Source organism: Microbacterium sp. NPDC019599, assembly GCF_040632175.1.
GTDB lineage: Bacteria > Actinomycetota > Actinomycetes > Actinomycetales > Microbacteriaceae > Microbacterium.
In genome coordinates, this window is the sequence record NZ_JBEYBL010000001.1 from 599,742 (window position 1) to 612,906 (window position 13,165).

General features: G+C 71.1%; 9 protein-coding genes. 4 read left to right on the forward strand and 5 right to left on the reverse strand.

The window, feature by feature from the left end:
* Positions 1-64: 64 nt before the first annotated feature.
* Positions 65-2,608: an Rne/Rng family ribonuclease gene (locus ABZ477_RS02720; protein ID WP_360127445.1), complete on the reverse strand. Its 2,544-nt coding sequence runs from the start codon at positions 2,606-2,608 to the stop codon at positions 65-67.
* 271 nt (positions 2,609-2,879) lie between these two features.
* Here ABZ477_RS02720 and ABZ477_RS02725 point away from each other — a divergent pair, with 271 nt between their 5' ends.
* Entirely contained in the window at positions 2,880-3,482 is a 603-nt protein-coding gene (locus tag ABZ477_RS02725) for a vitamin K epoxide reductase family protein (RefSeq protein ID WP_360127448.1), read from the forward strand.
* 140 nt (positions 3,483-3,622) lie between these two features.
* On the opposite strand, the gene ndk is transcribed toward ABZ477_RS02725, so the two are convergent.
* From ndk to ileS, 4 genes are read right to left on the reverse strand one after another with little or no spacing between them, the layout of a single operon-like run.
* Entirely contained in the window at positions 3,623-4,036 is a 414-nt protein-coding gene (gene ndk, locus ABZ477_RS02730; RefSeq protein WP_360127451.1) for a nucleoside-diphosphate kinase, read from the reverse strand.
* 1 nt (position 4,037) lies between these two features.
* A complete protein-coding gene (locus ABZ477_RS02735; RefSeq protein WP_360127453.1) occupies positions 4,038-4,454 on the reverse strand; it encodes a DUF4233 domain-containing protein in 417 nt (138 codons plus the stop codon).
* Positions 4,442-5,800, reverse strand: a complete 1,359-nt coding sequence (locus tag ABZ477_RS02740; protein ID WP_360127456.1) for a folylpolyglutamate synthase/dihydrofolate synthase family protein — start codon at positions 5,798-5,800, stop codon at positions 4,442-4,444. Before ABZ477_RS02740 ends, ABZ477_RS02735 begins: the two co-directional genes overlap by 13 nt.
* Positions 5,797-9,246, reverse strand: coding sequence for an isoleucine--tRNA ligase (gene ileS / locus ABZ477_RS02745; protein WP_360127459.1), 3,450 nt, complete (start codon positions 9,244-9,246; stop codon positions 5,797-5,799). The genes ABZ477_RS02740 and ileS overlap by 4 nt, the downstream gene beginning before the upstream one ends.
* Before the next feature lie 298 nt (positions 9,247-9,544).
* On the opposite strand from ileS, the gene ABZ477_RS02750 reads away from it, so the two are divergent.
* From ABZ477_RS02750 to ABZ477_RS02760, 3 genes are read left to right on the forward strand one after another with little or no spacing between them, the layout of a single operon-like run.
* On the forward strand, positions 9,545-11,035 hold the full coding sequence (locus tag ABZ477_RS02750) for a GH1 family beta-glucosidase (protein ID WP_360127462.1): 1,491 nt from the start codon (positions 9,545-9,547) through the stop codon (positions 11,033-11,035).
* A gap of 49 nt (positions 11,036-11,084) precedes the next feature.
* The gene (locus ABZ477_RS02755; RefSeq protein ID WP_360127463.1) at positions 11,085-12,440 is read left to right on the forward strand and encodes an MFS transporter; all 1,356 of its coding nucleotides are present in this window, start codon (positions 11,085-11,087) and stop codon (positions 12,438-12,440) included.
* Between the two features lie 56 nt (positions 12,441-12,496).
* Positions 12,497-13,153: a pentapeptide repeat-containing protein gene (locus ABZ477_RS02760; protein WP_360127466.1), complete on the forward strand. Its 657-nt coding sequence runs from the start codon at positions 12,497-12,499 to the stop codon at positions 13,151-13,153.
* Positions 13,154-13,165 lie beyond the last annotated feature (12 nt).

Sequence of the window (13,165 nt, forward strand, 5' to 3'; positions counted from 1 at the left end):
GCCTGTCCTGAGCCTGTCGAAGGGCGGGAGCGGCGCGGGCGCTGAGCCCGCGCCGCTGCGCACATCACTCCTGCGTGGGCAGGTGCGACACGGGTGTGCCCGTGAGCGCGGCCGTCGTGACACGGCGGCGCGAGCGTCCCTGGCCCGGCGCCTTCGGCTCGGGCAGCGCGTTGAGCACGGAGTCCAGGAGCATGTCCTTCTCCGTCTTCGGCTTGGCCGCCTCGCCGCGCTTCTTGCGGGGCTTCTTGGGCCGCTCCGGCGTCGCCTCGGCTGCTGCCGGCGCCGGCTGCTCGACCGGGAGGTCGACGTGCACGGGTGCGTCGTCGTGGTGGTGGATCGTGGATGCCGCGATCTGCGCCAGCGCGGACTTCACGCCCTCCGTGATGACGTGCGTGCCGTTCGAGGGGCCGCCCGAGGGCGCACCCTGGCGCGGTCCCCTGCGGCTGCTCTGCGGGCTCGGGGCTGCGGCCCGATGCTTCACGACGGGATCGTGGTGGACGATGATGCCGCGGCCGGCGCACACCTCGCACGACTCGCTGAAGGTCTCCAGGAGCCCGAGCCCGAGCTTCTTGCGGGTCATCTGGACGAGTCCGAGGGAGGTCACCTCGGCGACCTGGTGCTTCGTCCGGTCGCGGCTCAGGCACTCGACGAGACGGCGCAGCACGAGGTCGCGGTTGGACTCGAGGACCATGTCGATGAAGTCGACGACGATGATGCCGCCGATGTCGCGCAGCCGGAGCTGACGGACGATCTCCTCGGCCGCTTCCAGGTTGTTCTTCGTGACGGTCTCTTCGAGGTTGCCGCCCGAGCCGACGAATTTACCGGTGTTGACGTCGACGACCGTCATCGCCTCGGTGCGGTCGATGACGAGCGAGCCGCCCGAGGGCAGCCAGACCTTGCGGTCGAGCGCCTTCTCGATCTGCTCTGTGACGCGGAAGGCGTCGAACGGGTCGGCGTCGCCCTCGTACCGCTCGACGCGCTCCAGCAGGTCGGGCGCGACGCTTGCGAGGTAGTTGGAGATCGTGTGGTGCGCGTCGTCGCCCTGGATGAGCATCTTCGAGAAGTCCTCGTTGAAGACGTCCCGGACGATCTTGACGAGGAGGTCCGGCTCCGAGTGCAGCAGGGCGGGCGCCTGGATCGACTCGACCTGGGTCGAGATGTGCTCCCACTGGTTGGTGAGGCGCTGCACGTCGCGCGTGAGCTGGTCCTCCGTCGCGCCCTCTGCGGCAGTGCGGACGATGACGCCCGACGACTCGGGGAGCACCTCCTTGAGGATCCGCTTGAGGCGCGCGCGCTCCGTGTCGGGGAGCTTGCGCGAGATGCCGTTCATGGCGCCGCCCGGCACGTACACGAGGTACCGGCCCGGCAGCGAGATCTGGCTCGTGAGGCGCGCGCCCTTGTGTCCGACGGGGTCCTTCGTGACCTGGACGAGGACCTTGTCGCCCGTCTTCAGGGCGAGCTCGATGCGGCGCGGCTGATTGCCCGTCTCGACAGCATCCCAATCGACTTCGCCCGAGTACAGGACCGCGTTGCGCCCGCGGCCGATGTCGACGAACGCGGCCTCCATGCTCGGCAGGACGTTCTGCACGCGGCCGAGGTACACGTTGCCGATGAGCGACGCGTCCTGGTTGCGCGCGACGTAGTGCTCGACGAGGACGTTGTCCTCGAGGACGGCGATCTGGATGCGCCCGTTCTTCGAGCGGACGATCATCTCGCGGTCGACGGCCTCGCGGCGCGCGAGGAACTCCGCCTCGGTGACGACGGCGCGGCGACGACCGGCCTCACGACCGTCGCGACGGCGCTGCTTCTTGGCCTCGAGGCGCGTCGATCCCTTGATGCGCTGCGGCTCCGTGATGAGCTCCACGGCGCGCTGGCGCGGGTGGGCGGGACGCGACTGCTCGGTCGCCTGACCGGCGGGGGCGTCGGATGCCTCGTCCCTCGCCTCGCCGCCCCGGCGGCGGCCGCGACGGCGCGAGCTGCCGGCGGGCGCGTCCTCGGCGGGCGCCTGCTGCTCCTGCCGGCCCGGACGGGGCGGCAGCGCGACGATCTCGGGCGCGTAGAAGTGCAGCTGGGTCGAGACGGCTGACACGAAGACCTCGGGAAGGAGTCCGAGGGTCACGGCCGTGACCGGCTCGGGCTCGGCGGCCTCGGCGGGCGCCGGCTCGTCCTCGGGCCCCGCCGGCGGTTCAGCCTGGGGCTCGGCCGCGGCCGAGTCGCTCGTCTCCACGTCGGGTCCCTCGAGAGGCTCGGGGGCGGACGACTCGACCGGCTCGGCGTCGGCCTCGGTGACCATGGAGCCGCTCGTCTCGACGTCCGGTCCCTCGAGCGATTCGAGGTTCGGCGTCTCAGCCGCCTCGGGCGCCTCGGCGGCCGACTCTGGACCCTCGGGCGCCTCGGCGGCCGGCTCCGGACCCTCGGGGGCCTCGGGGGCAGCATCCGTCGCGTCTTCCTGGTTCGCGACCGGCTCGACGCCGCCCTCGACCTCGACGATCTCCACCGCTTCGACGGTCGCCTCGAGCTCTGCCGCGGCAGGCTCCGACTGCTCGCTCGTCAGAGGAGCGTCGGTCTCGGGCTGGGGTTCGAAGGGTGCGTTGTTCTCATCTGCCATCACCGGCGTACTCCCTGCGGGGCGACACCGCGCGTCGCCCGGCGAAATCTCGTGCGGCGCCGCACCTGCGGTGCCGCGAACTCACTCGGTCTGCAGCGAAACCCGGCTCTCCGGCGGGGCCTCTCGCTGCGAAGGGCGTTCATCGCCCTGAAGTCTTCTGTGTGATGCGCAGGCGGCGCGGCCGCGACGCATCGACATTCATTATCGCACTTTCCCCTGCCGAATGCGCGGACGCGGCATCCGTGCACTTCGCGGTGTCATAATCCCTGGCATGCCCACGCCCTCGTCGCACGCCCGCCCCACCGCGATGTCGGTCTGGCTCGTGATCGCCGGAGTCATCGGCTGGTGGGCGGCCTTCTCGCTCACGATGGAGAAGTTCCACGCGCTCGCCAACCCCGGCGAGGGCGCATCGTGCGACTTCAGCCCGCTCGTGCAGTGCTCGAAGAACCTCGACTCGTGGCAGGGCAGCGTCTTCGGGTTCCCGAATCCGATCCTGGGACTCACCGGGTGGGTCGCGCCGATCGTCGTCGGCATGGCGATCCTCGCCGGCGCGCGGTTCGCGCGGTGGTTCTGGATCACGTTCTGGGCCGGCATCGCGTTCGCGTTCGGCTTCGTCATCTGGCTCATCGGGCAGAGCATCTTCATCCTCGGAACGCTCTGCCCGTGGTGCATGGTCACGTGGGCCGTGACGATCCCGACGTTCTACGTCGTGACGATCCACCTCTTCCGGTCAGGCATCGTCCCCGTGTCAGCGGGAGTGCGCAAGGGCGCCGAGAAGCTCATGGGCTGGGTCCCGCTGCTCGCCGTTGCGAGCTACGCGATCATCGCGATCATCGCCCAGGTGCGCCTCGACGTCCTGGGCGCCCTGTTCTAGAGCCTTTCAGCCCGCTGCAGCCCGGCGTCGCGCCACAGCGTCGCAGATCACCGCAACGTCACAGAGACACGCCGATCGGCGTGCGTCGACGTGGTCATCGGTGACATTGCGGCGCGCGGAGCGGCACCCGCCGCCCGGCGTCAGAACCAGATGCCGAGCTCGCGCTGGGCCGACTCCGGACTGTCCGAGCCGTGCACGAGATTCTGCTGGACCTTCAGGCCCCAGTCGCGGCCGAAGTCGCCGCGGATCGTGCCGGGCGCGGCGGTCGTCGGGTCGGTCGTGCCGGCGAGCGAGCGGAAGCCCTCGATGACGCGGTTGCCCGCGACGCGGATCGCGACGGACGGGCCCGAGAGCATGAACTCCAGGAGCGGCTCGTAGAAGGGCTTGCCCTCGTGCTCCGCGTAGTGCTTCTCGAGCGTCTCGCGGTCGGGCTCGACGAGCTTGATGTCGACGAGCGAGTAGCCCTTGGCCTCGATGCGCGCGAGGATCGCGCCCGTGAGGCCGCGGGCCACGCCGTCCGGCTTGACGAGGACGAGGGTTTCTTCGGTGGCCATGTCAGTCTCCGTTCGCAGTCTCGGCCTCGGCGGCCAGTCGGGCGTTGCGCCTGTCCAGCGACGCCCCCTTGATCGTGGCATACGCCCACATGCCGCCGAAAATCATCCCGACGATCCACAGGGCCGGCAAGAGGAATCCGCCCAGAAGCAGGAGCACCTGCAGCGCCCAGCCCAGCCAGATGCCCCAGCGATAGCGCAGGACGCCGGCGGTGAGGAGCATGAGAGCCGCGAGCACGGTGCCCGCGACGACCCCCCACCACGGCTCGATGCCCGCAGGCAGCGCCTTGAGCCCGAACACCGTGAGACCGCCCAGGAACACGACGATCGACTCGAAGACCAGGACGATGGAGCCGAGCGATTCCGCGGCGCCCCGGCTGCGACGCGGCCGCGGCGCGGCGGGAGCGGTCACTCCGACCACCCGGACTTCCAGTCCTCGCGCGCGGCGACCGCGAGCGCCTCGCCGGCCAGGACGACCGAGCCCGCGATCACGACGGCGCGACGATCGGATGCCGCGGCCCACGCGCGCGCGGCCTCCGCGGCGTCCGCGACATCGCCGTGGACCGTGACGGGCAGTCCCGCGAGCTCGGCGAGATCCGCGATCCGCTCGGCGTCGTTCGCGCGGTCGGACTGGGGGGCCGTCGCGAAGACGTGGGTCGCGACGGGCGCGAGGGCCGACACGATGCCCGCGGCATCCTTGTCGGCGAGGATCCCGATCACGACGCCCCACTCGTCGAAGTCGAACGAGGCCTGCAGCGCCGAGACGAGCGCCCGAGCGCCGTGCGGATTGTGCGCGGCGTCGACGAGCACGGTCGGAGCCGCGCCGACGAGCTGGAGCCGTCCGGGCGAGGTGACCTGGCCGAGTCCCTCCGCGAGGATGTCGCCCGCGATCGGCTGCGTCGCGCCGCCGACGAGCGACTCGACGGCCGCGATCGCGAGGGCGGCGTTGAAGCCCTGGTGCTCGCCGTACAGCGGCAGGTACTCCTGCTCGTACACGCCCGCGAGCCCGCGCACCGTGATCTGCTGGCCGCCGACGGCGAGCCGGCCTTCGGTGAGCGCGAAGTCGCTGCCCTCGAACGCGATCGTGGCGCCCTTCTCGGCCGCCGTCGCGCGGAGGACGGACTCGGCTGCGGCATCCTGTCTCGCCGAGACGACAGCGGCACCGTCCTTGATGATGCCGGCCTTGACCGCGGCGATCTCGCCGATCGTCTCGCCGAGTCGATCCGCGTGATCCAGGTCGATCGGCGCGATGACCGCGACATCCCCGTCGGCCGTGTTCGTCGAGTCCCATGACCCGCCCATGCCGACCTCGACCACCGCGACGTCGACGGGCGCGTCGGCGAATGCGACGAAGGCGAGGACCGTGAGGAGCTCGAAGAACGTGAGCGGCGCGTCGTCCGTCGCGGCGAGCTCGGCGTCCACGAGGTCGACGAACGGCTCCACCTCGTCCCACGCGTCGGCGATCGCCGCGTCGGCGATGGGCTCGCCGTCGATCATGATGCGCTCCGTGAAGCGCTCCAGATGCGGGCTCGTGAACAGGCCCATGCGCAGGCCGTGGGCGCGCACGAGGCTCTCGATCATGCGGCTCGTCGACGTCTTGCCGTTCGTGCCGGTGACGTGCACGACGCGGTAGGTCCGCTGCGGGTCGTCGAGGAGCTCCAGGACACGGCGGGTGCGCTCGACCCTCGGCTGCACCCAGCGCTCCCCCTGCCGCTCCAGCAGGGCCGCGTAGACGGCGTCGGCACGCTGACGGTCGCGATCACTCACTTCGACTCGCTCCGCTCGCTCGGTGCAGGCATGGGCTCGCTCCGCTCGCTTTCCTGGACGACCTTCGTCACGGCGACGGCGAAGCCGCCCCGGTTGGCGAACGTGCCCTTCGCGAACTCCGCGACGTGGCCCGCCGCCGGCTCGGCGGGGAGGCTCCCCCGCGGGCCGTAGAGCGCGTGCTCGGTCGCGAGCGTCTCGCCCGCGACGTCCGCCGCGGCGAACGCCGACTCGACCGCGACGCGATCGTCGACGTCGTCGAAGGCGAGCTGGAGACGGATGCGGTCGCTCACGTCGAACCCGGCGGCCTTGCGGGTGTCCTGCACGGCGCGGATGACGTCGCGCGCGAGGCCCTCGGCCTCGAGCTCCGCCGTCGTCGTCGTGTCGAGCAGGACGAAGCCGCCCTCCGCGAGCAGCGCGATCGCCGTTCCCTCGTCGACGCCGCCGGCCTCGAGCGTCAGCTCGTACTCCCCCGGGTGCAGCGCGATGCCGTCGACGACGACGCCGCCGTCGACCTCTTCCCACACGCCGGCCTTCGCACCCGCGATGACGTGCTGGACCTGCTTGCCCAGGCGTGGACCCGCCGCGCGGGCGTTGACGCTCAGGCGCTGGCTGATGCCGTAGCGCTCCGCGATGCCGTCGCCGAGCTCGACGAGCTCGACGGCCTTGACGTTGAGCTCGTCCCGCAGGATGTCCTCGAACTGCGCGAGGGACGCGGCATCCGGAACCACCACCGTGAGGCGCGGAAGCGGAAGCCGCACGCGCTTGCCGACCTTCTTGCGCAGGGCGTTGGCGACGCTCGATGCCTCGCGCACAGCGTCCATGGCCGAGCGGATGTCGTCGGCCGCCGGGAACGCATCGGCGTCCGGCCAGTCGGCGAGGTGGACGCTGCGGCCGCCGGTGAGCCCCTGCCAGACGCGCTCGGATACGAGCGGGATGAGCGGGGCGGCGACGCGCGTGAGCGTCTCGAGGACCGTGTAGAGCGTGTCGAACGCCTCGCGCGAGCGCGGGTCGTCGTTCACCCCGACCCAGAACCGGTCGCGCGAACGGCGGATGTACCAGTTCGTGAGCGCCTCGGCGAAGTCGCGGAGCTTGGCCGCCGCCATCGTCGAGTCCAGGCCCTCGAGATCGGCCGCCACGTCCCGCACAAGGTCGCCCGTCAGCGCCAGGATGTGGCGGTCGAGCACGTCGGTGGAGTCTGTGCGCCAGGATGCCTCGTACCCGGAGCCGCCAGGACCGCCCGCGGCGTTGGCGTACGTCGCGAAGAAGTACCACGCGTTCCACAGCGGCAGGAGGAACTCGCGCACGCCGGCGCGGATGCCCTCCTCCGTCACGACGAGGTTCCCGCCGCGCAGCACGGAGCTGGACATGAGGAACCAGCGCATGGCGTCCGAGCCGTCGCGGTCGAAGACCTCGCTGACGTCGGGGTAGTTGCGCAGCGACTTGGACATCTTCTGCCCGTCGCTGCCGAGCACGATGCCGTGGCACGACACGCCCGTGAACGCGGGGCGGTCGAAGAGCGCCGTCGACAGGACGTGCATGAGGTAGAACCAGCCGCGCGTCTGGCCGATGTACTCGACGATGAAGTCTGCGGGCGAGTGCTCGTCGAACCACTCCTGGTTCTCGAACGGATAGTGCACCTGCGCGAACGGCATCGAGCCCGAGTCGAACCACACGTCGAGCACGTCCTCGATGCGGCGCATCGTGCTCTTGCCCGTCGGGTCGTCGGGGTTCGGCCGCGTGAGCTCGTCGATGTGCGGACGGTGCAGGTCGACTTCGCCGTCGCTGTTGCGCGGGAGCCGGCCGAAGTCGCGCTCGAGCTCCTCGAGCGAGCCGTAGGCGTCGACGCGCGGGTACTCGGGGTCGTCGCTCTTCCAGACCGGGATGGGCGAGCCCCAGTAGCGGTTGCGGCTGATCGACCAGTCGCGCGCGCCCTCGAGCCACTTGCCGAACTGCCCGTGCTTGACGTTCTCGGGCACCCACGTGATCTGCTCGTTGTTCGCGAGCATGCGGTCCTTGAAGTCCGTCACGCGGACGAACCAGCTCGAGACCGCCTTGTAGATGAGCGGGTTGCGGCACCGCCAGCAGTGCGGGTACGAGTGCTCGTAGCTCGCGAGGCGCACGAGGCGCCCGGCCTGCCGGATGAGGCGCACGAGCGGCGTATTCGCGTCCATCCACAGCTCGCCGGCGACATCCGTCACCTGCGGGAGGAAGCGTCCGCCGTCGTCCAGGCTCATGATGAGCGGGATGCCGGCGGCCTCGGTGACCCGCTGGTCGTCCTCGCCGTAGGCCGGGGCCTGGTGGACGATGCCCGTGCCGTCGCTGGTCGTGACGTAGTCGTCGACGAGGATGCGCCACGCCGTCGCGGTGCCCCAGGTCGCGGCATCCGCGTAGTAGTCGAAGAGGCGGTCGTAGTGGACGTCCTGCAGGTCACTGCCGAGCACGGTCTGCTCGACGGCGGCGCGCGCGGCATCCGCCGACTCGTAGCCGAGGTCCTTCGCGTAGCCGCCGATCAGGTCCTCTGCGAGGAGGTAGCGGTGTGCCGTCGCCTCGACGGGGTCGTCGCCGGGGTGCACGTCGGCGGCGCCCTCGGGGCCGCCCGGAACGACGGCATAGCGGATGCCTGGGCCGACGGCCAGCGCGAGGTTCGTCGGGAGCGTCCACGGCGTCGTCGTCCACGCGAGCGCCCGGACGCCGGTGAGGCCCAGGGCCTCGGCCTTCGCGCCCGTCAGTGGGAAGGTCACGGTGACCGACGGGTCCTGGCGCATCTTGTAGACGTCGTCGTCCATGCGCAGCTCGTGGCTGGACAGCGGCGTCTCGTCGCGCCAGCAGTAGGGCAGGACGCGATAGCCCTCGTAGGCGAGGCCCTTGTCGTACAGCGTCTTGAACGCCCAGAGCACGGACTCCATGTACGACGTGTCGAGCGTCTTGTAGCCGCGCTCGAAGTCGACCCACCGCGCCTGGCGCGTGACGTAGTCCTGCCACTGCTGCGTGTACTCGAGCACCGACTCGCGCGCCTTCGCGTTGAAGGTCGCGACGCCCATCGCCTCGATCTCGTCCTTCTCGGTGATGCCGAGCTGCTTCATCGCCTCGAGCTCGGCGGGAAGGCCGTGCGTGTCCCACCCGAAGACGCGGTCGACCTTCTTGCCGCGCATCGTCTGGAAGCGCGGGAAGAGGTCCTTCGCGTAGCCCGTCAGGAGGTGTCCGTAGTGCGGGAGGCCGTTGGCGAAGGGCGGCCCGTCGTAGAACACCCACTCCTCGGCGCCGTCGCGGTTCGAGATGGACGCGCGGAAGGTGTCGTCGTGCTCCCAGAACGCGAGCGTGTCCCGCTCGATCTCGGGGAAGCGCGGGCTCGGCACGACGGGCTGCGCGCCGTCGGCGGGTCCGACCCTTCGATCCGCGGCTTCGCCGCCACTCAGGGACCGAGTTGGGTAATGAGGATAGGTCATCAGCGTCTCGCAGGGTCTCGTCTCATCGGCTTCTGCCGGGACGACGCCGCCTGGACTGCTGACCAGGCGCACCGCGGTACCACCCTGCGTTGACCCGTGCGGGCCCACTCTCACTGCGGCTGTGACGGGCCTGCCCCGTTCGGTTCTAGTGAATCCCGGCCCTCGAGGGGTCGGGATCGTTCTTCCGAAGACTCCCCGGTGATGGCCGGATCGATGTCTGTCCGACGATTGTACCGGCCCGGAATCCGATATCCTCTCGACTGACCACCGTGGGAGCGCTCCCACGCGAGAGGGAGACATGCCCGAAGACGTGCCCGCCCGCCTGCCCGCCCGCTTCAGCCGTCGCACCCTGTTCGCGATGGCCGGCGGAGGAGCGCTCGCCGCCGCCCTCGCCGCGTGCGCGCCGGGGGGCAGCACGACCCCGACGCCGACAGCATCCGCCTCCTGGATGCCGCCGGCGAAGCCGATGGCCTTCCCACAGGGCTTCGTGTGGGGCGCGGCCACGAGCGCGTACCAGGTCGAAGGCTCCGTGACGGCCGACGGACGCCTCCCGTCGGTGTGGGACACCTTCGCGGCCCGCGCCGGAGCCATCCGGGACGGGTCGACGGGCGATCCCGCGGCCGACCAGTACGTCCGGTACGCGCAGGACGTCGACCTCATGGCGGGGCTGGGCCTGGGCGCCTACCGCTTCTCGCTCGCGTGGCCGCGGATCCAGCCCACGGGTTCCGGGCCCGCCAACGCCGCCGGCCTCGACCACTACCGCCGCGTCGTCGACGCGCTCGTCGAGCGGGGCATCCGGCCCGCGATCACGCTGTTCCACTGGGATCTCCCCCAGGCGCTGCAGGATGCCGGCGGCTGGGCCAAGCGCGAGACCGCCCTGCGCTTCGCGGACTACGCCGAGCTCTGCTTCGACGCCCTCGGCGACGTCGAGGCGGACTGGATGACGCTCAACGAGCCCAAGACCCACGCCTTCGTCGGGCACTGGTACGGCGCGCATGCTCCGGGCCTGCGCAGTCCCGACGTAGCGGCGGCGGCCGTGCACCACCAGCTGCTCGCACACGGGCTGGCGGTCGAGCGCTTCCGGGAGAGCGGCGCCGCGGGGCGCATCGGCATCCCGCTCAATCTCGTGTCGGCCTACCCGCTCGACGCTGGGCGGGCCGACGGCCTCGCGCGCCTCGACGCGCGGGAGAACCGCCTCTTCCTCGACCCCGTGCTGAAGGGGACGTACCCCGACGAGGCCATCGGCTCGCTGCCGGGCCAGCTCCCCGCCCGGCCCGCCGCGTGGATGACGGTGCAGGAGGACGGCGACCTCGAGACGATCTCCGCGCCGATCGACTTCCTCGCCGTGCAGTACTACGGCGTGACGGGCGTCGATGCGTCGGGCAATGAGACGTCGATCGCCCCGACCTCCGCCGCGACATGGCAGCAGATCAAGGCGGAGGGGCTGTACGACCTGCTGATGCGCATCGTGCGGGACTACCCCGCCATCCCGCTCCTCATCACGGAGAACGGCATCCCCGATCCGACCCCCGACCTGACGGTCGACGATCCGGAGCGCATCGAGTTCCTGCGAACCCACTTCCAGCAGGCGGCGCGGTCGATCGCGGACGGCGCGCCCCTCGAGGCGTACTACGTGTGGTCGCTGCTCGACAACTTCGAGTGGGCCGAGGGGTACCAGCAGCGCTGGGGCATCGTCGCCGTCGACTTCCAGACGCAGGAGCGGACGCCCAAGCGGAGCGCCGAGTGGTACTCCGGCGTCATCGCCGCGAACGCGGTCTCCGCCTCGTGAGCCGTCTTGCTGGACCCGGTCCAGCAACCCCTGAGCGGTGGCAGGATGGATGCCTGTGACCTCTGCACCACCCGCACCAGCACCCACAGCATCCCCCGCCCGCCGCGTCGCGTGGGCGTCGATGGTGGGAACCTCCCTCGAGTCCTTCGACTTCTACGTCTTCGCGTACTTCGCCGCCTTCTTCGTCGGCCCGCTCTTCTTCGACCCGCTCGGCGACCTGGGCGGGACCCTCGCTGCCTTCTCGACGATCGCGCTCGCGTTCGTCGTGCGCCCGATCGGCGCCGCGATCTTCGGTCACATGGGCGACCGTCTCGGGCGCCGCGCGACCCTCCTGTGGACGGTCGGCATCATGGGCGTCGCGACGGGCCTCATCGGCGTCCTGCCCACGTACGCGCAGGCCGGCTGGATCGGCGCGTTCCTGCTGATCCTCCTGCGCATCGCGCAGGGTCTGTCGCTCGGCGGCGAGTGGGGCGGATCGATCCTGCTCGCGACGGAGCACTCCGGGCCGGTGAAGCGCGCCTTCTACGCCGCGATCCCGCAGCTCGGCTCGCCCGTCGGCTCGATCCTGTCGGCGGTCGTCTTCATCGCCATGACGTTCATCCTGCCGACGGAGGAGCTCGTCGCGTGGGGCTGGCGCATCCCGTTCCTCCTCGCCTTCCCGCTCCTGCTCGTCTCGCTCTACCTGCGCTGGTCGATCAGCGAGACGCCGGTCTTCGAGCACGTGCTCGCGGAGGGCCGGCGCGACCGCATCCCGTTCCTCACGATGTTCAAGCAGCGCCCGGGCGCGCTCGCCATCGCGATCGGCGCCGCGCTGCTCGGCATCGGCTCGTACTCGCTGATGAACACCTACACGATCAACTACGGCGTCGAGCAGCTGAGCTTCAGCTTCCAGGACCTCCTCGTCGCGACCACGATCGGCGCCCTCCTCCAGCTCGTGACGATCCCGCTGTTCGGTGTGTGGGCGACCCGCATCGGCTCGGCGAGGGTCGTCGCGTGGGGTGCGCTGGGAACCCTCCTCATCGCGTTCCCGATGTACTGGCTGCTGCAGTTCGCGACCTTCCCGATCCTCGTCGCGACCATGATCATCGGCGGCATCCTCCCGACCATGTCGTGGGCGGCGCTCGGCGGTCTCATGAACGACCTGTTCCCCGACCACTTCCGCTACTCGGCGCTGTCGATCGCGTACGCCATCGCGGCGACCGTGAGCGGCTTCGTGCCGCTCGTGACCGTCGCGCTCGGCGGCGCGACGGACTTCGCGTGGTGGCACCCCGGCATCGTCCTGGTGCTGCTCTCGGCGATCACGCTGGTCTCGGCGTGGGCCGCCGCGCGGCGCCGGCCGGAGCCGGAGGAGGGCCTCGGATCCGAGTCCGGGCACGGCGAGGAGATCGTCGAGGTCCGGCCGTGACGGTCGCTTCGGTCCCGCCCGCCGAGCGGCGCGCGCGCAAGCCCGAAGAGCGCTGAGTGGTGCGCCCACGCGGTCCGCTCGCGCCGCGCACCTCGGCCCCCGACCTGCCCTCCGCGCTGGAGTCGGTGTCGGGGCTCGAGCGGCGCGCGGACCTCGTGGGCGCCCGCATCCACGACCTGGCGGATGAGACGGATGCTGCGCACACGCGTCTCACGGAGTGCGCGGTGGACGCGGCATCCGTCTCCCGCCTCGACCTCACGGGCGCGACGCTCATCGACGTCGACATCGCGGAGCTGCGCGCGACCGAGCTCGTCGCACGCAACGCCACGTGGCGCACCGTGCGACTGACGGGCGGCCGGATCGGAACGCTCGACCTCAGCGGCGCCGAGCTGAGCGGCGTGGAGCTGCGCGGCATCCGCATCGACTACCTCTCGCTGCGCGGCGCGCAGGCGTCCGACGTGCTCGTGTCCGGCTGCTCCATCGGGGCGGTCGACCTGCCGCTCGCGACGCTGTCGCGCGTCGCCTTCGCCGACTCGCGCGCCGACGAGGTCGAGACCCAGGGCCTCAAGGCCGAGCACGTCGACCTCCGCGGGCTCGAGGCCCTCGCCTTCACCCGGCCCGACACGCTGCGCGGCACGACGCTGTCCGAGCGCCAGGTCGAGACCCTCGCGGTGTCGCTCGCCCTGGCCCTCGGCATCGACGTCCGCGGCTGACCCGCCGGGGTG